Below are 20813 nucleotides of genomic sequence, written 5' to 3'. Positions count from 1 at the left end.
AGTTAGTGTGCCGGTGCGGCGCCGAGAAGACGGAGGATGCGGATCTCCTCCAGGTCGTGCTCCAGTTCCAGCGCGGTCAGCAATTCGTCGTCCAGCTTGCCGTCCTGGTGGTGGTCGAGCAGCGCCCGGCGGCCCGCGCGTAGCGCGGCGAGGCGGATGCGCATCCGCGCCTCCAGCTCCGCCTGGCCGCGCCCCTTGGCGACGCCCTGGAAGACGCGGGCCTTGTCGGTGTACTCGGCGAGGAGGTCCTGCGCGACAGGCCCTTCCAGGATGTCCTCCGCCCGGCGCTGGATCTCCGCCAGGGTGGCGCCGGCGACATGGCGCCGCACCGCCGCTTCCTCCGGCGCCATGCCGTTGACGCCAGGTTCCTCCACCTTGAAGCGGCGGATCACCCATTCCAGCGTGGTGCCCTGCACCACCAGAGTGGCCAGGATGGCGCAGAAGGCCAGGAAGACGAGCAGGTCGCGTTCCGGGAAATCCAGCGGCAAGGCCAGCGCCGCGGCCAGCGACACCACGCCGCGCATCCCGGCCCAGGAGATGACGACGGCATGGCCCACCGGCGGCGGTGGCTGGCTGCGGCGGACCGAGGGGATGAGGCGCGACGCATAGAGCGCGGGAAACACCCAGACGAAGCGCGCCACGATCAGCGCGACGGACAGCGCCACGGCCAGCAGCACCATCTCCCCCACGCCATGGGTCGTGATGCGGTCGAGGATCGCGCGCAGCTGCAGGCCGGTGAGGATGAAGACGAGGCTGGTCAGGACGAATTCGACGAACTGCCAGACGGTGACGGCGGCGATGCGGCTTTGCGGGGACAGCGTGGCATGCTGCTTCTGTCCCAGCACCAAGCCCGTGGTCACCACCGCCATGACGCCCGACAGATGAAAAGCCTCCGCCGCCATGAAGCTGGCGAAGCAGGCGATGAAGCTGGCGGCGACGACCAGCAGCGTGTCCTTGAGGCGCGGAAAGACCCAGGCCGCGGCCAGCGCGACGCCATAGCCGACGACGATGCCGCCCGCGGCCACCAGCACGAAGGAGAAGGCCGCCTGTTCGATGGCGACGCCGCCCGCCGCGACCGCCGCGATGGCGAAGCGGTAGAGCACCAGCGCCGTCGCGTCATTCACCAGGCTCTCCCCTTCCAGCACCGTGACGATGCGGCGGGGGATGCGCAGCCGTTGCAGAACGGCGGCGGCGGCCACGGCATCCGGCGGCGCGACGATGGCGCCGAGTGCGACGGCCGCGGCCCAGGGCAGGGCGGGGATCAGCAGCTTCGCGACGACCGCGATGACCACGGCGGTGAACAGGACAGCGCCCACGGCCAGCAGCAGGATGGGGCGGATATTGGCGCGGAAGGCCCGCCAATCCGTTCGCCAGGCACTGGCCTGGAGCAGCGGCGGCAGGAAGAAGGCGAGTGCGATCTGCGGGTCCAGCGTGACCGCGGGCAGCCCCGGCACGAAGGCCAGCGCCATGCCCCCCAGCACGAGGATGACGGCATAGGGCATGTTCAGGCGGCGGGCGACCAGCGCGAAGCCGATGCAGACCGCGATGAGGGCCAGCACGGCCTCGACGATTTCCATGCGGCAACCATAGCGGAAGGCAGGGGGGCGGCGACAACCGCCAGTCTTGCCCCGGGCGCCAGAGCCGGGCGCCGGCCGGGCCCTACTTCTTTCGCGTCAGCGCCAGCACCAGGACGATGGCGGCGATGAGGGCGACCGCCACCATGCCCTCCACCACCGGGAAGTTGGGCGCGTCACGCGCGACGAAGAGCGCGGCGATGGCGCCGGCGGCGACCAGCAGGATGCGCAGCAGCCAGGACATCGGTCAGGCCTCCTTCGGCGGGCGCTGTTCCAGCGCCTCGATCCGGTCGAGCGCGCGGCGGAGCAGTTGCATCATCTCCAGCAATTCGCGTTCGCGCAGCAGGTCGATCTTCTCGTGCAGCAGGGTGATGTCGGCCTCGGCCCGCAGGTTCACCTGATAGTCCGCCAGCGCGCGGTCGCGGTCCACGTCGGACTGCCGGTTCTGGCTCATCATGATGATGGGCGCGGTGTAGGCCGCCTGGAAGGACAGCATCAGGTTCAGCAGGATGAAGGGGTAGGGGTCCCAGGCATGGGTGCCTGCCATGACATTGGCGATGATCCAGGCCACCAGCAGGGCGGACTGGATGACAATGAAGCGCCAGGAGCCGACCGTGGCGGCGACGGCATCCGCCAGCCGCGCGCCGAGCGTGGGTGGCGGCGGTGCGGTGCCACGCCGCTGCTTGGCGCGCGCGATCGTGCGGCGCAGATGGGTGGGGGCGTGTGGCTGGGTCATCCGGGGTGATCCTTCCCGTTTCGGACCCAGCCTACACCCGCGGCGACACCGCAGCCCCGCACTCCTTCAATGGCTGCGGCGCATCAATGGCTGTGGCGAAGCGTCCCGCCATCCACATGGATCACCTGGCCGGTGATGTAGCGGGCGCGGGGCGAGCAGAGGAAGGTCACCAGCACGCCCAGATCCTCCGGCTCTCCGATGAAGCCCACCGGGACCTCGGCTGCGGCCCAGGCCTGGCGGGCTTCCTCCGTTGGCAGGATGCGGGCGTCGATCTGCTCCGACCGGATGCGGCCAGGTGGCACCGAATTCACCGTGATGCCATCCCGGCCGAGTTGCCTGGACAGCGCCTTGGCCCAGATATGGACCGCGCCGTTGGGCGCGTTGGCCGCGTTGATGATGTGCGGCTCGTCGGACCCCGTCAGGTTGACGATTCGCCCGTATTTCTGGGCGCGCATGGCGGGCACTAAGGCGTGGGTCATGCGGCGGCCGGCATGGAAGTTGATCTCCATGGCCTCCATCCAGACCTCATCCGGGCCGAGATCCGTCTGCGGGCGGCTGCCGCCGGCGTTGTTGACCAGGATGTCGCAGCGGCCGAATCGGCCGAGCACCGCATCCCGCGTCCGCTCCGCCGCGCCCTTGTCCGTGAAGTCATCGACGATCACCAGCGGCTCCGCGCTGGCGGGCAGGGTGGCGGCGAGTTCGTCCAGCAGGTGGCGGCGGCGGGCGAGGATGGCGAGCTTGCAGCCTTCCTCGGCCAGCAGGCGCGCGATGGTGCGGCCGAGACCGGCGGATGCGCCGGTGACGAGGGCGACCTTGCCCGTGAGTTGCAGGTCCATGCGAGGGTTCCTCCGTGAATGGGCGCCAGGGTGCGTCCGGCGGGGCGCAAGCGAAAGGGGCCGCCCCTTGCGGAGCGGCCCCTTCCTGGTGGGTCCGGTGGGACGAGGGTGTCAGCCCTCGGCCAGCGCGGCTTCCTTCTTCTTGCGAAGCGCCGGGAGCAGCATGGTCAGCAGCGCCAGGGCGGCGATGCCCAGCAGCGTGGCGGAGATCGGCCGCTGCAGGAACACCATGGGATCGCCACGGCTGAGCAGCATGGCGCGACGGAGGTGTTCCTCCATCATCGGGCCGAGCACGAAGCCGATCAGCAGGGGCGCGCCTTCCAGCTTCAGCTTGGAGCAGAGGTAGCCGAAGAGGCCGAACGCAACGGTCAGGTACACGTCGAACACGTTGTTGTTCAGCGAGTACACGCCGATGGCGCAGAAGATCAGGATCGCGGGGTAGAGGTAGCGATAGGGAACCTCCAGCAGCTTCACCCACATGCCGATCAGCGGCAGGTTGATGACCAGCAGCATCAGGTTGCCGACCCACATGGAGGCGATGAGGCCCCAGAACAGGTCGGGCTGCGCTTCGACCATGCGCGGGCCGGGCTGGATGCCCTGGATGATCAGCGCGCCGACCATCAGCGCCATCACGGCGTTGGCCGGGATGCCGAGCGTCAGCAGCGGGATGAAGCTGGTCTGGGCGGCGGCGTTGTTCGCCGCCTCCGGGCCGGCCACACCCTCGATCGCGCCGGTGCCGAATTCATGCCGGTACTTCGAGACCTTGCTTTCCAGCATGTAGGACCCGAAGGCCGCCAGCGACGCGCCGCCACCCGGCAGGATGCCGAGGACCGAGCCGATGGTGGTGCCGCGCAGCACGGGGGCGATGGAGCGCATCGCCTCTTCCCGCGTCAGCCACAGGCTGTCCACCTTGTTGGTGAGGACGGAGCGGCTTTCCGGGCGTTCGAGGTTCAGGATGATTTCCGCGATGCCGAACATGCCCATGGCGACGGCGACGAAGCCGATGCCGTCGGACAGTTCAGGCACGCCGAAGGTGAAGCGCTGCTGGCCGGTCTGCACGTCCGTGCCCACCAGGCCGAGCGCCACGCCGAGCACCACCATGCCGATGGCCTTGACGATGGAGCCCTGCGCCAGCACCGCGGAGATGATGAGGCCGAGCAGCATCAGAGAGAAGTAATCGGCCGGACCGAAGGACAGGGCGACGGAGGTCAGCAGCGGGCCGGAGGCCGCCACCAGGATGGTGGAGATGGTGCCGGCGAAGAAGGAGCCGAGCGCCGCGATGGTCAGCGCCGCGCCCGCGCGGCCCTTGCGGGCCATCTTGTAGCCTTCGAGCGTGGTGACCACCGAGGAGACTTCGCCCGGCAGGTTCAGCAGGATCGAGGTGGTGGAGCCGCCATACTGCGCGCCGTAGTAGATGCCGGCGAGCATGATGATGGCCGTCGTCGCCGACATGCCGAAGGTGATCGGCAGCAGCAGCGAGATGGTGGCGACCGGGCCGATGCCCGGCAGCACGCCGATCGCCGTGCCGATGAAGGCGCCGAGCAGCGCGAAGGTGATGTTATCGAGACTGAGCGCGACGCTCATGCCCAGATAAAGGTTGGCGAAGAGATCCATGGTTCCTTTTCCCCGGGCTCAGAAGAAGGACGGCCAGAGATTCACCCGGATGTCCAATTCCCGGATGAACACGAACCAGCAGAGCGCCATGAGGAAGATGATCAGCCCCAGCACGCCGAGCGGCTTGTGTGTGCGGTCGCCCAGAGAGGCAACGCCCACCGTCGCGGCGATGGCGAGGAACAGGCCGCCCTGTTCCAACAGCAGCGCGAAGACGCAGAGCGAGGCGAGGATGAGCGTCAGCTCACGCCAGGCCCAGCGATCCAGCTTGTCCGGTCCGTTGAACAGACCCATGACCAGCACGATGGCGCCGAGCCCCATCTGGAGCCAGAAGGTCATCATCGGCATGTAGCCAGGCCCCATGCGCCGGGCAGTGCCCAGCGTATGATCCTGGTTCAGCCAAAGCCCGGCGACCGCGATCGCGATCAGCAGGGCCCCGGACGCTACGTCCTTCGCATTGATTTTCATCCGCACCTCGTTCCTGCCCGGCTTTCGCCGATGCCTAGTCCGTTCCCGTCAACCTTTGCAGGCCGGCGATACCGCCTTTCCTGCAACTCCCCAACAAGGCTGGCAGACGGCCATGGCCGCATCCTGCACCCTGTCGTCACCCTAGGCCGGGCTCCCTCGATCACGCAATCGAGAGGTTCATGAACCCTGCGCCACGTCGTGAATTTGTCTAGTCTGCCGTAGCTCCCGAGCTCCGCACAACCGGGGCCCAGGACGCGACTTCCGATGCGACGAAGGCGCTGAATTGCGCCGTCGTCATGTCGCCCGGCGTACCGCCAAGCTCGGCGAAGCGCTGCCGCGATTCGGGGGTGGCGATTAGCGCCATCGTCTCCCGGTGCAGGCGCTCCACGATCGGGGCCGGCAGACCGGCGGGTCCGGAGAGCGCGAACCAGGACGTGCTGACCAGGTCGAAGCCCTGCTCGCGGAAGGTGGGGACATCGGGGAAGGCCGGATGCCGTTCCGCGCTGCTCATCGCGATGGCGCGCACGCTGCCCTGGCGGACATGTCCCGCGGCGGAGGGCAGGCTGTCCGACATCATCGGCACCTGGCCCGCGATCACCGCCGTCATCGCCGGGCCGGCGCCGCGGAAGGGGACGTGGGTATGCTCGATACCCGCCATCTCGCTGAACCGCACCAGCAGCAGGTGATTGGACGAACCCGCGCCGGAGGACGCCATGTCGAGCCCGCCGCGGCGCGTCTTCGCGATGCGGACGAGGTCGGCGAGATTGCCGATCTCGCTTCGCGGGTTCACCACCCAGACGGAGGGATTGGTGATCACCATGGCGATATGGGTGAAGGACCGGACCGGGTCGTAGCGCACCCGGTTGCCGTAGAGGGCGGGGCTGATCGCGTGGCTCGCGATGTTGCTCATCACGAGCGTCTGGCCGTCTGGCGCCGCGTCCGCGACCACCTGGCTACCCGTCGTCGCGCCGGCGCCGGGCCGGTTCTCGACAACGACCGGGACGCCAAGGCGCTGCGCCAGCCCATCGGCCACCAGCCGGGCCGCCAGGTCCGTGCTTCCGCCGGGCGCGAAGGGCACCACGAGGCGGATGGAGCCCGAGGGCCATGTCTGGGCGCGCACGAGGGACGGGGCGGAAACCGCCAGAGCGGTTCCTGCGAAAAACGCGCGGCGATGGATGAGCCCCGGCATTCGGCCTCCTTGGACGTTGGCAGGCGTATGGCACGCAGTTTCCGGCACTCGCAAGCCGCTGCTTCTTGCCATGACCACTTCTTCACCTACCATGGCGCCAGGAAATTGCGCGGAGTCAACGCCCATGCTCATCAACGATCCCGGGCGACGCATCCGGGAAGCCGTTTCGGCCATGGAGCCCTCCCTCGTCGCCATCCGCCGCGACCTGCACGCGCATCCCGAACTCGCCTTCGAGGAGACACGCACCGCGGGTGTCGTGGCCGCCGAACTCGCGCGTCTCGCGATACCGCATCGCACAGGGCTCGGCCGCACCGGGGTTGTCGGCGTGATCGAGGGTGGGCGGCCAGGCCCCACGCTCGCAATCCGCGCGGACATGGACGCGCTGCCGATCCATGAGGATACCGGCCTGCCCTACGCCAGCACCGTCGCCGGCAAGATGCATGCGTGCGGGCACGACATCCACACCACGACGCTGCTCGGCGTCGCCGCCGTGCTGCGCGACATGGCGCCGCAACTCGCCGGCCGCGTGCTGCTGGTGTTCCAGCCGGCGGAGGAGATCCTTGAAGGCGCTGGCGCGATGATCGCCGATGGCGCGGCGGAGGGGATCGACCTCGCGCTCGGCTTCCACAACCACCCCGACATGAAGGTCGGCACCTTCGGGTTCGCGCGTGGCGCCTGCCTCGCGGCCTCCGACCGCTTCGACCTCATCGTGCGCGGCAAGTCGGGCCATGCGGCGCATCCCTATGCCGCCATCGATCCCATCGTCGCCGCCGCGAGTTTCGTGGCACAGGCGCAGACGGTGGTGAGCCGGGAGATCAAGCCGCTGCATCCCGCGGTGGTGACGATCGCGCAGTTCACCGGCGGCACCACCTACAACATCATCCCGGAACGCGTGCACCTGCGCGGCACGGTGCGCACGCTGCACGCGGCCGCGCGCGACACGGCGGAGGTCGCGATCCGGCGCCTGGTGGCGGGTCTGGAGACGACGATGCGCGTTGCCTGCACGCTCGACTACCAGCGCAAGGTGCCACCGCTGGTGAATGACGACCGCGTGCTGGAACCCACCATGGCCGCCGTCCGCGCGCAGTTCGGCGAGGTGGTGGAGGAGGGCGAGGCCTCCATGGGCAGCGAGGATTTTGCTGAATTCGCGGCGCGCGCACCGTCCTTCCAACTGCGCATCGGCAGCGGCGCGGAGGGGCGCGACGACCGGCTGCATAATGACAAGTACCAGCCGGATGAGCGCTGCATCGGCCTGGGCGTGCAGGCACTCAGCCGCGCGGCGCTGGAATTGCTGTCTTGAAGGTCTGCGTCTTCGGCGCCGGCGCCATCGGCGGGCATCTGGCGGCGCGGTTGGCGCGGGGCGGGGCCGAGGTCTCCGTGGTGGCGCGTGGCGCCCACCTCGCCGCCATGCAGGCCAATGGGCTGACGGTGCATGCCCATGACGGCACGCATGTCGTGCCGGTTCGCGCGAGTGCGGACCCCGCCGAACTCGGCCCGCAGGATGCGGTGGTGGTGACGGTGAAGGCGCCGGCGCTGCCCGCGGTCGCGGCCGGCATCGCGCCGCTGCTGGCGCCGGACACGCCGGTCGCCTTCGTGATGAACGGCATTCCCTGGTGGTACTTCCTGGCCGGCGATGTGCCGATGGCCGGGCTGCGCCTGCCGGAGGTCGATCCCGATGGCGTGCTGGAACGCAGCATCGGCATCCAGCGCACCATCGGCGGCGTCGTCTATTCGGCGACCGAGGTCATCGCGCCGGGCGTGGTGCGGTCCGAACACGGCAACATCCGCGTCATCCTGGGCGAACCCGATGGCAGCGTCAGCGACCGCGCCAGGGCGTTGTCCGCGCTGCTGGAGGCCGGCGGGATGCCATCCCCGGTCACGCCCGACATCCGCGCCGCGGTCTGGTCGAAGCTGCTGGGCAACCTGTCCTCCGGCCCGATCTGTTCGCTGACACGCCTCGGCGTGCGGGACAGCCTGGCCGATCCGGCGCTGCGCGCCATGGCGCGCACGGTGGCGGAGGAAGCGCGCGCCATCGCGGCATCCCTCGGCATCAGCATTGGCGATGACGTCATCGATCGCGTCTCGGCCAGTAACATGCAGCACAAGCCGTCGATCCTGCAGGACCTGGAACTCGGCCGGCCGATGGAAATCGATGCGCTGTTCGGCGTGCCGCTGAAACTGGCGGCGCTGACGGGCGCGCGCGCGCCGAACCTGTCCCTGCTGGTGGCGCTGGTGAAGCAGGCGGCGCGCGGCCAGGGGCTCTACCCGCCGATCGGGTAGCGCCTCATCGCGGCATCTCCACCTGCCCGAGCACCCAGCCTTCCCAGCGACGGATCCAGGGGTCCTCCGGCACATGGTCGGGCTGGCGTCCGTCCAGGACCGCGATCATCGCCAGCAGGCCCAGCACGCAATCCATCCGGTCCTCACCGGCCGCATCGGCGCCGAAGCCGGCTCCCATCATGGTGGTGAGCGCGGGCAGGGGCGTGACCCCAAGCCGCGCCATGGTGGCGGCCAGCGGCCCGGCCAGGGCGCGCCGGGGCGCCTCCGCCCGCTTGCTGCCGGGCATCACCAGGCCAAGCTGGCGCAGGGCCTCCGCCGGGTAGACCTCCGCCAGCACGGCGCGGCCCGGGGCCAGCAGGGCATGCAGCGGCCCGTCGAAGGGCCAGAGCGCGATGGGGGCGCCCTGCGCCAGGGCGGGTGCCAGCCAGTCCCGCCAGGCGCTGATGGCGGCCTTGCCGGACTGGTTGGCGCCCAGCGTCCAGAACACCGGCGCGCCGGCGGGGCGCAGCGCGGTCGCGCGGTCGCAGCAGCGGGACAGGCCCTGGGCGGAAGCAAGCCCGATGGCGGCCGCATGGGCGGCGCGTGTCATGCCCTTCACGCCGCGGGCGGGGTAGAAGGGGCGGGCGGGGCTGACCATGTCCAGCGTCGGGCTGACGGTGAAGAAATCCGGCGTCGCAGCCAGGCCCGCCAGGAATGGGCGGAAACCCGATTCGGGCCGTGCTTGCGCCCATTCCCGCGGCACGCCGAGCGGGAGGTCGAGGCCGAGCGCCACCGGCACGCCTTCCACAAGCAGGGTGGGCAGCAGCGCGGCGGTGTCGCCCACCAGGCGAGGCGCCGCCGCCTGCCACTGGCCGTCGCGGCGCCGCGCCATGGCGATCCACCGCTTGCCCGGGCTGATGCTCCAATCCGCATGGGCGGCGATCACGGCTTTCGCTTCCAAAGGGTCCGGCCGCTCATGCCATAGTGTCCAGGAGGCCGGGAGAGGATGTCCGATGTCGACGACCAGCGTGGGATCGCCGCTCCGCGGCCAGGATGCGATGCACCCGGATGGCCAGTATTCGGCGCTGGCGAAAGTGTTCCACTGGGTCACGGTGCCGCTGATGGGGCTGGCGCTGGCTTCCGGCCTGGTCATCCGCTTCATCAAGGATGACCCGAAGATGGCGTTCTACGCGCTGCATGAAAGCATCGGGCTGCTGATCCTGGGCCTGGCGGTGGCGCGGCTGGCCTGGCGCGGGATCAGCCGGCCGCCGGCGCTGCCGGACCACCTGCCGGCTTCCATGCGGGCCGCGGCGGCGGGGGTGCATCACGCGCTCTACGCCGCGCTGATCCTGCAGCCTCTGCTGGGCTTCTTCACCACCAATGCCTATGGCTTCCCCCTGCAGGGTGCCACGGCCTTCCTCGGCTTCATCGACCTGCCGAAATTCATGGAGCCATGGGGGGCGCTGGCGACGGTGCTGCACTGGGCGCACAGCATCATCGGCTGGCTGTTCCTGCCGCTGCTGGCGGCCCATATCGGCGGGGCCATCTTCCACCATGCCATCCGCAAGGACGGCACGCTGATGCGGATGCTCTGAGAGCTTGTGAAGCAATGGCCGAAAGCGCCGGAATCCGAGGAAAAAGCCCAATGATTTCAACGGGCATTAATGCTCAGGCTCGATTCTTTCACAGGCTCTGACCGGCAGGCTACTTCTTCAGCGGCTGGTGGGCCTTGTCGAGCAGCCGGCCGAACCAGCCCTTGGGGGCGGGCGGCTTCTCGGCCTCCGCCACCTTCGCGGCTTCCGCGGCTTCCAGCTTCGCGCGGCGGTCCTTCTCGGCCAGCCACTTCTCCAGCGTCATGCCGGCCTTGGCGGCGCGCTTCGCCTCATAGGCGCGCTGGCCTTCGGTCAGTTCCTGCGGCTTGGCCATGGGCTGGGGCACTCCCTTTCGCGTGAGGGAATGGCGTGGCGCGCCCGGCTTCGCAAGGGCTCGGCGAAGCGGCGCGGATCACGGCTTGCCTACGGAGCCTGACGGGCCGAGGGTGCGGCCCCATGGATCCACGCGTGAAGGCCGGCATCTGGGTTTCGATGGCATTGCGCCTGTCCGACATCGCCGGACGGTCGGGCGCGGTGCTGCGCAAGGGGGACCCGGATTCGGGCGGGATCCTCTGCGTGCTGCGGGGCAGGGAAGGGATCGTGGTCCTGTCCCAGGTGCGGGACGCGGAAGGCCGCCCCGCCTGGCTGCGGGGGACCGGGCCGGCGCCGGTCGATGACCAGGCCGCGGATGCCTATGTGGAACGCCAGGTGAAGCGGGACCCCGATCTCTGGGTGGTGGAGTTCGACGCCCCGGACCTGAAGACCCCCTTCGAGGCGACGATCCTGTAGGGCCTGTGGACAGGGAGCCTGCGGGCGCGTTCGGCGGCGCTTTTCCGCGCCTGCGGCGTCAGGCGGCTTGGCGATACCGAGGGTATCGGCGGCGCCACCTTCCCGGCAGGCACGGGAAATCCCTCGCCGCCCGCATCCCGGGGCCAACTGTCCGCAGGCCCTGGCGGCCCCGCCCCCGCCTGCGCGGGGGAGGGGCTGCCGCGTCAGGCCGCGGCCTGCTGGCGGAGCTGGCTGGCCAGGGTGCCGATCGCGCTCTTCAGCGCTTCGCCCTGGCGGGCGACCTCGGTGCTGGCGCGCTTCACTTCCTGCAAGGCGACGACCGCTTCGCGCGCCGCATCGCCCACGCCTGCGATGCCGCCGGAGACGGTGCGCGTGCCGACCGCCGCGTCATTCGCCGCGCGGGCAATCTCCCGCGTTGCCGCACCCTGTTCCTCCACGGAGGAGGCGATGGCGGTGGCGGTGGTGCTGGCCTTCTCGACCGCTTCCCCGATCCCGCGGATGGCGTCCACGGCGGCGCGGGTCGTCGCCTGGATCTCGGCGATCTGGCGGTTCACCTCCTCCGTCGCGCGGGCGGTCTGGGCGGCCAGCGTCTTCACCTCCCCGGCCACAACCGCGAAGCCCTTGCCGGCCTCGCCCGCACGCGCGGCCTCGATCGTGGCGTTCAGGGCGAGGAGGTTGGTCTGGCCGGCAATGTCGCCGATCAGGCGCGTCACCTCCCCGATCTTGCGCGCGCCATCGGCGAGCGCCGCCACCGTCTGGTCCGTCGCGCGGGCGCGGTCAGCGGCTTCCCCCGTCGCGGCGGCGGAGGAAGCGACCTGGCGGGCGATTTCCGACACGGTGGCGGAGAGTTCCTCCGCTGCGGCGGCGACCGTCTGCACCGAGTTGCTGGCCTGCTGCGCGCCGGAAGCGGCGCCGGCGGTCTGTTCCTGGGTCAGGACCGCGGTCTGCCCGACCGTCGTGGCGGAGGCGTCGAGCTGCGTCGCCGCGGCACCGAGCGTAGCCGCAACGGCGCCGAGCGAGGTCTCGATCTGCGCCGCGAGCTGCAGCGTGGTGGCGCGGCGGTCGCGGGCGGCGGCTTCGCGTGCTTCGGTCGCCTCCGCTTCCAACTGTTGGGCACGGATGGAGTTCTGCTTCAGCGCCTCGACCGCCAGCGCCATGCCGCCCAGCTCGTCGCCGCGGTCGGTGCCGGGCACGGGCTGGTCCAGCCTGCCATCGGCGATGCGGCTGAGGGAGGCCGTCAACGCACGCAGCGGACGGACCACGGCCAGGATCACCATCAGCGCGGCCACCATCAGCGTGACCGGCAGGCCCAGGCCCGCGGAGAGGAGGACGGTCCGCTGGATGCCTTCGAGCGCGGCATCGGTTTCCTGATGCTGGGCGATGGCTGCGGCTGCGGCGCGTTCCTCGATCTGGCGGAGAAGGTTGCGGCTTTCCGCCACCATGCGGGCTGCGTCCAGGGCCAGTTGGCTGGACTGATCCATCTGGCCTGCGCGGGCCAGATCGCGCACGCGGTTCGCCACCGGGTCATAGGCCGCGAGCTGTTCGCGGACGGAGCGAATATCCCGCTGTCCCTCGGGCGAGGCGCTGCGGGCGATCTCCTCCAGCCGCTCGCCCAGCAGGCCCCGCTCACGCTCCATCGAGCGCTCGAAGGCCTGGCGCCGCTCCGCCGGCAATTCCATGGGCAGGAACTCGACGGAGCGCGCGTAGGACAGCAGGTTACTCGTCGCGCGCCCTGCGGCGAACACCCGGTCGGCGGCGATACGGTTTAGGTTCGACTGCTGATCGATCTCATCCGCTGCGGTATAGGCGTTCCAGCCCAGCAGCGCCGCGACCCCGCCTACGAGGGCGATGGAAGCGAGCAGCTTCGGCAGAAGTTTGATTCGGTTCAGCAGTGTGAGCATGGCGAAGACCCCGGCAATTTTCGTCTACCGGGACGGCTTGTCCCGGGATTGAGTCGATTGTTCCGAGGCGCCTGTTGACGCTGTCTTACTCCGTGGGATTTGTGGATGATTGTCCACGCCAAGCAAACAGCTTGTCCAGATCACTGCCCGGCGTGCGGGCAGCCAAGGCATCCAGATCCCCGTGCAGCAGCCTTGTCGTGGCTTCCGTGACCGCGCGCCACGCAATCGCGGCCAGCGCGCCACCGATGCTGACGCGGCGGACGCCCAGCGACGCCAGGTCGGCCAGGGAAAGCCCGATCGGGCGATGGATCAGCACATTCACGGGGCAGCGCCCGGCGGCATGGACCACCGACTCGATCTGCCGCGCCGTGGCGAGGCCCGGGACGTAGAGGACATTGGCCCCCGCATCGCGATAGGCCGCGATGCGGCGGAGCGATTCGGCCAGCGGGTCGGGATGCCCCGTCAGGAAACACTCCGCCCGGCCAACCAGCAGGACATCGGCGCCGCACCCATCGATGGCATCGCGGGCGGCGCGCAGCCGCGCGACTGATTCGGCCAGCGGGAAGAGGGGCCGGGCGGCATCGCCCGTCGCATCCTCCACCGACAATCCGGCGACGCCGGTCGCGACGCAGCGCGTGACGGCGGCCGCCACCTCGGCCGCGTCGCGGCCGAAGCCATGGCCGAAATCGGCGTTCACCGGCAGTTCAGTCGCGCGCACGATCTCCGTGATGGCGTCGAGCGTGCCGTCCAGGTCCAGCGCGCCATCCGCCATCCCGCGCGCCCAGGCGGCGCCGCTGCTCGTCGTTGCCAGCGCCTTGAAGCCCTGGCCCGCCAGGTAGCGCGCGCTGCCGGCATCCCAGGGGTTGGGCAGCAGGAAGCAGCCTTCCGCGTGCAGCGCCCGGAAGGCGCGCCGGCGCGCGGCGAAGGGGTCCATCACTCCGTGCCGAAGCAGCGGTCGCCGGCATCGCCCAGGCCGGGGACGATGAAGCCGCGGTGGTCCAGCTTCTCATCCAGCGCCGCGGTGAAGATCGGCACGTCCGGATGCGCGGCCGCGAGCTTCGCCACGCCTTCCGGCGCCGCGACGACGCAGACGAAGCGGAGATGCGGCGCGCCTGCCTCCTTCACGCGCTGCACGGCCGCGATGGCGCTGCCGCCGGTGGCCAGCATGGGGTCGAACAGGATGGCGCCGCGCGTCTTCACCTCCGGCGGCATGCGCAGCATGTACTGGCTGGGCTTCAGCGTGTGTTCGTCCCGCACCAGGCCGACATGGCCGACAGGCGCTTCCGGCAGCACCTGCATGCCGCCTTCCATCAGGCCGAGTCCCGCGCGCAGCACCGCCACCAGGACGGGTTCCGGCGCCGCCAGCATCCGGTGGTCCATCTCCGTCAGCGGGGTCGTCACGCGCGCCGTCACCGTCGGCAGGCCGCGCGTGGCCTCCATGGTCAGCAGCGCGCCGATTTCCGCCAGCAGCCGGCGGAAGCGGGCGGAGGGGGTGGCGGCATCGCGCAGCGAGGCCAGGCGATGGGCGAGCAGCGCGTGATCGACGACGTGGAGTTGCGGGACCATCTCGGACTTCCAGGCAAGAGGGGTGGCGTGATGCGGGTGGCGGCGGTCAGCGTGGCGTGACCTCGACCACGGTCAGGTCGGCGGAGATGCGCTGGGCCGCGGCGCGGGCGGCGGCGATGGCGCCGCGCAGCGCGGTGGCGAAATCCTGCACCGGTTCGATGATCGGACGCGGCGTGGCGAAGAGCGGCGCTTCCGACGCCACCGCCAGCACCAGATCGGTGCCGAAGGGCGGTTCCGCCATCCAGCCCGGGAAATTGGGGCGCGGCGTGCCGAGGCGGAGCCGCTGCCCGGCCTGCTGGCGCCCCAGCGTCTCCAGCGTCACCGCCTTGTTGTCGGAGGACAGGTAGACCAGCGTCACATGCGCCGCCCAATCCGGCAGGGCGAGGTCGAAGAGCAGCGGATCACCTTCCCGCACCGGGTTGCCGTTGCCGAGGCCGATGCGCATGGCCGCGGCGCCGGCGGAGGGCTCCACCGGCCGCAGCGCTTCCAGCACCGGGCAATAGGGGCCGTCAAATTCCGCGATGGCCAGGCGCGGCGTGGCGCCCGGCAGCGCGGCGCGGAGCCGGGCCTGGCTGCCCCGCGGCCCGATCCCAGCCACCAGGCTTCCGCCCTGCAATTCCGCCACGCGCCCGCAGGCCAGGCCGCGGATGGCTTCCTGCGTGCTGCGCGCCGGCGTCGGCGCTGCGGCGCGCGTGCCCGCGGGCCCGGCTTCGAGGCGCAGCTCGATCCGCCGGTTGCGGGCGAAGGCATCGGGGGTGTCGCGATCATCCAGCGGCTGCGTGTCGCCGAAGGCGGCGGCGGCCAGGCGGTTGGCGGGCAGGCCTTCCTGCATCAGCAGCTGCGCGACCGCGATGGAGCGTGCGGCGGAAAGTTCCCAGTTGCTGGCGAAGCGACCGCCACCGCGGATCGGGCTGCGATCCGCATGGCCGTCGACGCGCAGCACCCAGGCGAGGTCCGGCGGGAACTGCGCGGCCAGGTCGATCAGCACGCGGGCGAGGTCGCGGACCTGCTGCTGCCCGCCCGGCGACAATTCGGCGCCACCGACGGGGAACAGCACTTCCGACTGGAAGACGAAGCGGTCGCCGACGATGCGGACTTCCGGCCTGTCGCCCAGCACGCGGCGCAGCCGGCCGAAGAAATCGGACCGGTACTGCTGCAGTTCCTCCACCCGGGCGGCAAGCGCCGCATTCAGCCGCTGGCCGAGATTGACGATCTGCACGTCCTTGTCGCGGCCCGCATTCTCCTCCGCCTCCAGCGTCGCGGCAACGCGGGCAAGCTCGGCGCGCAGCGCTTCAAGCTGCCGCGTCAGCAGCGCGACCTGTGCGCGCGCGCTTTCGGACAGGCGGGCATATTCGGCGGCCTGCCCGTCGGCAGCCGCCCGCGCGCGGTCGGCTTCCTGCGCGCGCCGGCTGGCTTCGGTCGCTAGGAGCGTCGCCGCGGCGCGGGCGCGATCGGCATCCTGCGCCGCGCGTTGCGATTCCTGCGCCACCCGTTCGGCGGCCACGGCGCGCGCATCCGCGACGCCCGCGGCCTGCCGCGCTTCGCCCGCAAGGCGTTCAGCGGTGGCGGTGCGGGCGGCCGCTTCGGCGGCGGCGCGGTCGGCGGCGTTGGCGCGGGCGGCGGCCTCGGCGGTGTCGCGTTCGGCGGTGGTGGCGCGGCCCGTGACGTTGGCCAGCAGGCGCTGCGCCTCCCCCAGCGCAGCCTCCGCGGTGCCGCGCAGCCGCTCCTCGTCGCCGGCGCGGGCGAGGGCCGCGGCCGCCTGGCGTTCCAACTGGTCCCGCAGCGCTTCCAGGCCGCGGATCTGGTCGGTCAACCGGGCGATATCGGAAAGCCGCGCCTCGATCGTCGCGCGGTCGGCGCGGACGGTGCGGTCCAGCGCGGCCGCTTCTTCCCGCAGTGTCGCGATATCCCGCTGCGCGGCGGCCAGGGAGGCACGGGCGGCGGCGAGGTCGCGGGCCAGCGCCTCGGCCTCCCGCCGACGGGCCTCCAGCGATTCGGTCGCGCTGTCGCGCGCCTGGCGCGTGGCGGTCAGGTCGCGCGAAAGCGCCTGGCCCTGTGCCCGGGCCTCCGCAAGTTCGCGGTCGCGCTGCGCGCGCTGCTCACGCTCGGCGGCCAGGTCGCGGGAGAGGGCCTGACCCTGCGTCCGTGCTTCCGCCAGTTCGCGCTCGCGCTGCGCGCGCTGGTCGCGTTCGGCGGTGAGGTCGCGGGAGAGGGCCTGGCCCTGCGTCCGTGCCTCCGCCAGTTCGCGTTCCCGCTGCGCGCGCTGGTCCCGTTCGGCGGCCAGGTTGCCGGACAGCGCCGTGATCTCGCTCCGCGCCATGGCAAGGTCACGCTGCGTGGCCTCCCGCGTCGTGCGTTCCTGCACCAGCTCGCGCTGCGTAGCCTCCCGCGTGCCGCGTTCCTGCGAAAGGTCCCGTGTCAGGGTGGCGGACTGGTCGCGCGCTGCCGAGAGGTCGCGTCGCACGGCCTCCAGCGCCGCGCGTTCCGCCGCCAGCAGGCGCTGCGCATCGGTCAGGGTGCGGACGGTGGCCGCCGCATCGCCGCCCGCGGCCTCCGCCCGCGCCAGCGCTTCCGCGAGCCGCCCTTCGAGTTCCGCGATGCGCGCGGCGCCACCGCCGGCGGCGAGGTCGAGATCGGCGATGCGGGCCGCCAGCCGGTCACGCTCCGCCCGCGTCGATTCGCGTTCGGTCGCCAGGCGGTCCCGTTCCTCCCGCAGGATGGAGAAGTTGCGGGCCAGCGCTTCCCGGGCCGCGCTGCTCGCCCGTAGTTCCTCCGCGTTGCGGGAGAGCCCGGTGCGCAGTTCCTCCGCCTGCCCGCGTTCCAGTGCCAGCAATTCGGAGAGTTCACTGACCTGCCGGTTCAGCCGCTCCAGCGCCCGGTCGCGCGACGACAGCGCGACGGAAAGGAAACCCTGCGCCAGCACGAAGACGAGCAGGACGAAGATGATGACCATGAGCAAGGTGGACAGCGCGTCCACATAGCCCGGCCATGCCTCCAGCCCGCCACCGCCCTTGCGCCTGCGCCGGAGTGCCATCAGCGCGGGGGTTCCTCGGCCAGCGCGGCGATGGTGCGCGCCAGGACCTTGATCTCGTTCCGGATCTCCGACGTCGCCTGCATGCGGCCCTGGGTCATCTCCTCCAGGATCCGGGCGAGGTAGAGTTCCTGGTTCCGGATATGGCCGCGGCTCGCCTCATCCAGCGCGCCATTCGCGGTGGCTTCGGCCATGCGCGCCAGCGTGGGCGCCAGCGTCGCCTGGCTTTCCGCCATGCGCGACATCAGCACCTGAGCCGCGCGCATCTGGTCGGCCAGGATCGAAAGCCGCTCCGTCAGCGTCATCAGCGCCTGGTTCGACTGCATCCGCCCTTCCTCGCCCCGGGCGATGGCGCGGTGCAGTTCCTCCATGTTCTCGGCGCTCTGCTCCAGCAGCGCCTGGACATAGGCTGGCATGGAACCTTCGCCGTCGCCGCCCAGCGAACCGCTGGACAGCCGCGTGGAGGACGCGAGCCAATCCTCCAGTTCCACATAGAAGCGGCTTTGCGCCTGGCCGGCCTGGAGGTCGAGGAAGCCCAGCACCAGCGCGCCGGCGAGGCCAAGCATGGAGGAGGAGAAGGCGATCGACATGCCGCGAAGCGGCTCCGCCAGCCCCTGCTTCAGCTGGTTGAAGAGCTGGTTGATGTCGCCGGAGCCGACCGACATGTTGGTGATGACGTCGGAGACGGAGCCGATCGTCAGCAGCAGGCCCCAGAAGGTGCCCAGCAGGCCGAGGAAGATCAGCAGTCCCGTCCCGTAGCGCGACAGCTCCCGGCTCTCATCCAGCCGCGATTCGATGCCGTCCAGCACGCTGCGCATGGCCTGGGCGGACAGCGTCAGCCGTTCCGACCGGCGCTGCGCGAACATGCTGGCCATGGGCGCCAGCAGGCGCGGCGCGCGATCCGGCTTGCCGGCCGTGGCGGGGTTCCGGAACCCTTCCAGCCACTCCACTTCCCGCGTCAGGGACAGCACCTGGCGGATGTTCCAGCCGATGCCCAGCATGAGCACCGCGGCGATGACGCTGTTCAGCAGGATGTTGGCGGCGAAGGCGTGGGCGAGTTCGCCCGCCAGCAGCACGACCAGCACGGCGACGGCGCCGAGGAAGCCGAGCATGCGCCAGAGGAAGGTGGTCGGGCTGGTCATGCGGATCAGCTTCTCCCGGGGCGGCGTTCGCCGGCGCGGACCGCGCCGGGGGGCAGGATATCGGCGGCGTCCAGCGCCGCATTGGTGCGGCCGAGCGCGCGGACGTCGATCCGCGTCTCCTCCAGCCCGCCGGCCACCAGCGCATCCCGCACGGCATTGGCGCGGGCCAGGCTGATGCGCCGCGCGGTGGAGGCATCGGCCACCGGCCCGCTGGCATGGCCTTCGATGGTGATGCGGCCGGAGCCCTGGGCATGGGCGGCCGCCAGGCGCCGGCCGATTTCCGCCAGAGTCGGCGCCATGCCCGCCTGCAGTCCCGACTGGCCGACGAGGAAGGCGACCCGGTAGGCCCCGTCCCGCAGCGGCGACATGCCGGCGGGCAGGGCGAGCGGCGGGGGCGGCGCCGCGCGATGCTGCGCACGCGCCGGCAGGGCGGGCAGGAGCGTGGCCGCTAGCGGGGTCGTCAGGGCGGCCAGGAAGACGCGGCGCGTGAGCATCCCAGCACCCTAGAGGAAGTTCCGGCCCGGCGGAATCACCAGACCGGAATTGACGGCTGTGTCAGCGCTCCGCGCTGCGGTGGCTACCGCTCCGCGATACTGGCGCGGGCGGCCTGGGCGGCGGCGATGCCTTCCGCCACCACTTCCCGCAGCTTCGGGTGCAGCGCCTGGTTGCCGACGACGACGTCGCCCGTCTCGTAATGCTGGTCGCCGCCATTGGGGTCGCTGACGAAGCCGCCGGCTTCCTTCACGATCACCAGCCCCGCCGCGATGTCCCACTTGTTCAGGCCGAGTTCCCAGAACCCGTCGTAGCGGCCGGCGGCGACCCAGGCGAGGTCGAGCGCCGCGGAGCCGAAGCGCCGCACGCCCGCGACCTGCGGCATCAGCCGCCCGAGCGTCGCGCTGAATTCCGCCTTTCGCTGCACCTTGGCGAAGGGGATGCCCGTGGCGAAGAGGGCCGAGACCATGTCCCGCCGCGCCGAGACCCGCAGCCGCTTGTCGTTCAGGTAGGCGCCCATGCCCTTCTCGGCCCAGAAGAGTTCATTGCCCGCGGGGTTGTAGATGCAGCCGCCGACGAGTTCGGTCTGGTTCGGGCCGAGGCGCTTCTCGATGCCGACCGAGATCGCCCAGTGCGGGATGCCGTGCAGGAAGTTGGTGGTGCCGTCGAGGGGATCGACGACCCAGCGCCATTCCCAGTCGCCATCGGCCTGGCCGCCTTCCTCACCCAGGAAGGCCCAGCCGGGGCGGGCGCGGGACAGTTCCTCCCGCAGGGTCTGCTCGGCGCGGAGATCCGCCTGGCTGACGAAATCGCCCGGACCCTTCGACGTCACCTGGAGGTTCTCGACCTCGCCGAAATCGCGCAGCAGGCGGCGGGCGGCTTTCTGGACGGCGCCGACGACGACGGACATGGCGGGGGAAAGGCGGGGGGATACGGCCATGGGGCGGGCGGGGTCCGGATGCAGGGGTGGAAAGAGCGGAACGGCCCGCCCCCTTGCGAGGTGCGGGCCGGGCAGGCGGTTCGGGTGCCCCGGCTTGCGGCCAGGGCGGGGCGGGTCAGCCCTTGGCGCGCTCGTAGTAGGACCCGTCCTCGGTCTTCACCACGATCTTCTCGCCGACCGTGATGAAGGGGGGGACCATGGTCTTCACGCCGTTGGACAGCACGGCCGGCTTGTAGGAGGAGGCGGCGGTCTGGCCCTTCACGACGGGATCGGCCTCCACCACTTCCAGCGTCACCTGTTCCGGCAGGTCCATGGAAACGGGCTCGCCCTCGATCAGGCGGACGTTCACCGTCATGTTCTCGACCAGGAAGGGCAGGCGATCGCCGAGGATCTCCTTCGGCACCTGGGTCTGTTCGTAGGATTCGGGGTCCATGAGGACCAGCATCTCGCCTTCCGCGTAGGAGAAGGTGAATTCCTTGTCCTCGGTGGTCAGGCGTTCGACAGTATCCGCGGTGCGCCAGCGCTGGTCCTTCTTGGCGCCGGAGCGGATGTTGCGCATCTCCACCTGGATGACGGCCGCGCCCTTCCCGGGGATCATGATGTTCTGCTTGAGGACGGTGTAGCGCTGGCCTTCGAATTCGATGACCATGCCGGCACGCATCTGGTTGGCCTGCATCTTCGCCATGA

At 70.8% G+C, this 20813-nt stretch carries 21 protein-coding genes; 4 read left to right on the top strand and 17 right to left on the bottom strand.

The window, feature by feature from the left end:
* Positions 1-2: 2 nt before the first annotated feature.
* The 7 genes from BM041_RS08040 to BM041_RS08015 form a co-directional block, all read right to left on the bottom strand.
* Entirely contained in the window at positions 3-1577 is a 1575-nt protein-coding gene (locus BM041_RS08040) for a Na+/H+ antiporter (protein ID WP_092958187.1), read from the bottom strand.
* A gap of 82 nt (positions 1578-1659) precedes the next feature.
* Positions 1660-1818 carry a hypothetical protein gene (locus tag BM041_RS30495; RefSeq protein ID WP_175533814.1) on the bottom strand — a complete coding sequence of 53 codons (159 nt, stop codon included), beginning with the start codon at positions 1816-1818 and terminating at the stop codon, positions 1660-1662.
* Positions 1819-1821: 3 nt separating this feature from the next.
* On the bottom strand, positions 1822-2310 hold the full coding sequence (locus BM041_RS08035; protein ID WP_092958185.1) for a DUF1003 domain-containing protein: 489 nt from the start codon (positions 2308-2310) through the stop codon (positions 1822-1824).
* 83 nt (positions 2311-2393) lie between these two features.
* On the bottom strand, positions 2394-3146 hold the full coding sequence (locus BM041_RS08030) for an SDR family NAD(P)-dependent oxidoreductase (protein WP_092958183.1): 753 nt from the start codon (positions 3144-3146) through the stop codon (positions 2394-2396).
* A gap of 111 nt (positions 3147-3257) precedes the next feature.
* The gene (locus tag BM041_RS08025) at positions 3258-4760 is read right to left on the bottom strand and encodes a tripartite tricarboxylate transporter permease (RefSeq protein ID WP_092958181.1); all 1503 of its coding nucleotides are present in this window, start codon (positions 4758-4760) and stop codon (positions 3258-3260) included.
* Positions 4761-4778: 18 nt separating this feature from the next.
* Complete coding sequence (locus BM041_RS08020) at positions 4779-5225, bottom strand: tripartite tricarboxylate transporter TctB family protein (RefSeq protein WP_092958179.1); 447 nt, start codon at positions 5223-5225, stop codon at positions 4779-4781.
* 208 nt (positions 5226-5433) lie between these two features.
* On the bottom strand, positions 5434-6345 hold the full coding sequence (locus BM041_RS08015; RefSeq protein ID WP_175533813.1) for a Bug family tripartite tricarboxylate transporter substrate binding protein: 912 nt from the start codon (positions 6343-6345) through the stop codon (positions 5434-5436).
* A gap of 193 nt (positions 6346-6538) precedes the next feature.
* Between BM041_RS08015 and BM041_RS08010 the strand changes: the two genes are divergently transcribed.
* Complete coding sequence (locus BM041_RS08010; protein ID WP_092958175.1) at positions 6539-7714, top strand: M20 metallopeptidase family protein; 1176 nt, start codon at positions 6539-6541, stop codon at positions 7712-7714.
* Positions 7711-8694, top strand: coding sequence for a ketopantoate reductase family protein (locus BM041_RS08005; protein ID WP_092958173.1), 984 nt, complete (start codon positions 7711-7713; stop codon positions 8692-8694). Before BM041_RS08010 ends, BM041_RS08005 begins: the two co-directional genes overlap by 4 nt.
* Before the next feature lie 4 nt (positions 8695-8698).
* On the opposite strand, the gene BM041_RS08000 is transcribed toward BM041_RS08005, so the two are convergent.
* Positions 8699-9619, bottom strand: coding sequence for a hypothetical protein (locus tag BM041_RS08000; protein ID WP_092958171.1), 921 nt, complete (start codon positions 9617-9619; stop codon positions 8699-8701).
* A gap of 67 nt (positions 9620-9686) precedes the next feature.
* Here BM041_RS08000 and BM041_RS07995 point away from each other — a divergent pair, with 67 nt between their 5' ends.
* The gene (locus BM041_RS07995) at positions 9687-10268 is read left to right on the top strand and encodes a cytochrome b (RefSeq protein WP_175533812.1); all 582 of its coding nucleotides are present in this window, start codon (positions 9687-9689) and stop codon (positions 10266-10268) included.
* A 109-nt stretch (positions 10269-10377) separates the two neighbouring features.
* Here the strand turns inward: BM041_RS07995 and BM041_RS07990 are convergent, their stop codons facing one another.
* Entirely contained in the window at positions 10378-10599 is a 222-nt protein-coding gene (locus BM041_RS07990; RefSeq protein ID WP_092958167.1) for a hypothetical protein, read from the bottom strand.
* 122 nt (positions 10600-10721) lie between these two features.
* Here BM041_RS07990 and BM041_RS07985 point away from each other — a divergent pair, with 122 nt between their 5' ends.
* A complete protein-coding gene (locus BM041_RS07985; protein WP_092958165.1) occupies positions 10722-11054 on the top strand; it encodes a DUF1491 family protein in 333 nt (110 codons plus the stop codon).
* Between the two features lie 203 nt (positions 11055-11257).
* Here BM041_RS07985 and BM041_RS07980 read toward each other — a convergent pair whose 3' ends face one another.
* From BM041_RS07980 to efp, 8 genes are all read right to left on the bottom strand, one after another.
* Positions 11258-12955, bottom strand: a complete 1698-nt coding sequence (locus BM041_RS07980; protein WP_092958163.1) for a methyl-accepting chemotaxis protein — start codon at positions 12953-12955, stop codon at positions 11258-11260.
* A gap of 85 nt (positions 12956-13040) precedes the next feature.
* On the bottom strand, positions 13041-13889 hold the full coding sequence (locus BM041_RS07975) for an isocitrate lyase/PEP mutase family protein (RefSeq protein ID WP_092958161.1): 849 nt from the start codon (positions 13887-13889) through the stop codon (positions 13041-13043).
* Positions 13889-14521, bottom strand: coding sequence for a uracil phosphoribosyltransferase (gene upp / locus BM041_RS07970; RefSeq protein WP_092958159.1), 633 nt, complete (start codon positions 14519-14521; stop codon positions 13889-13891). The genes BM041_RS07975 and upp overlap by 1 nt, the downstream gene beginning before the upstream one ends.
* A gap of 46 nt (positions 14522-14567) precedes the next feature.
* On the bottom strand, positions 14568-17555 hold the full coding sequence (locus BM041_RS07965) for a peptidoglycan -binding protein (RefSeq protein WP_092958157.1): 2988 nt from the start codon (positions 17553-17555) through the stop codon (positions 14568-14570).
* The gene (locus BM041_RS07960; protein ID WP_092958155.1) at positions 17555-18694 is read right to left on the bottom strand and encodes a flagellar motor protein MotA; all 1140 of its coding nucleotides are present in this window, start codon (positions 18692-18694) and stop codon (positions 17555-17557) included. Before BM041_RS07960 ends, BM041_RS07965 begins: the two co-directional genes overlap by 1 nt.
* Before the next feature lie 5 nt (positions 18695-18699).
* The gene (locus BM041_RS07955; protein WP_092958153.1) at positions 18700-19188 is read right to left on the bottom strand and encodes an OmpA family protein; all 489 of its coding nucleotides are present in this window, start codon (positions 19186-19188) and stop codon (positions 18700-18702) included.
* A gap of 83 nt (positions 19189-19271) precedes the next feature.
* Positions 19272-20126: an inositol monophosphatase family protein gene (locus BM041_RS07950; RefSeq protein ID WP_092958151.1), complete on the bottom strand. Its 855-nt coding sequence runs from the start codon at positions 20124-20126 to the stop codon at positions 19272-19274.
* Between the two features lie 115 nt (positions 20127-20241).
* Positions 20242-20811: an elongation factor P gene (gene efp, locus BM041_RS07945; RefSeq protein WP_092958149.1), complete on the bottom strand. Its 570-nt coding sequence runs from the start codon at positions 20809-20811 to the stop codon at positions 20242-20244.
* Positions 20812-20813 lie beyond the last annotated feature (2 nt).

This window comes from Falsiroseomonas stagni DSM 19981 (assembly GCF_900114315.1).
Lineage (GTDB): Bacteria > Pseudomonadota > Alphaproteobacteria > Acetobacterales > Acetobacteraceae > Falsiroseomonas > Falsiroseomonas stagni.
The sequence above is the reverse complement of the archived record's forward strand: the minus strand, read 5'-3'. Positions and strand labels throughout refer to the sequence as shown.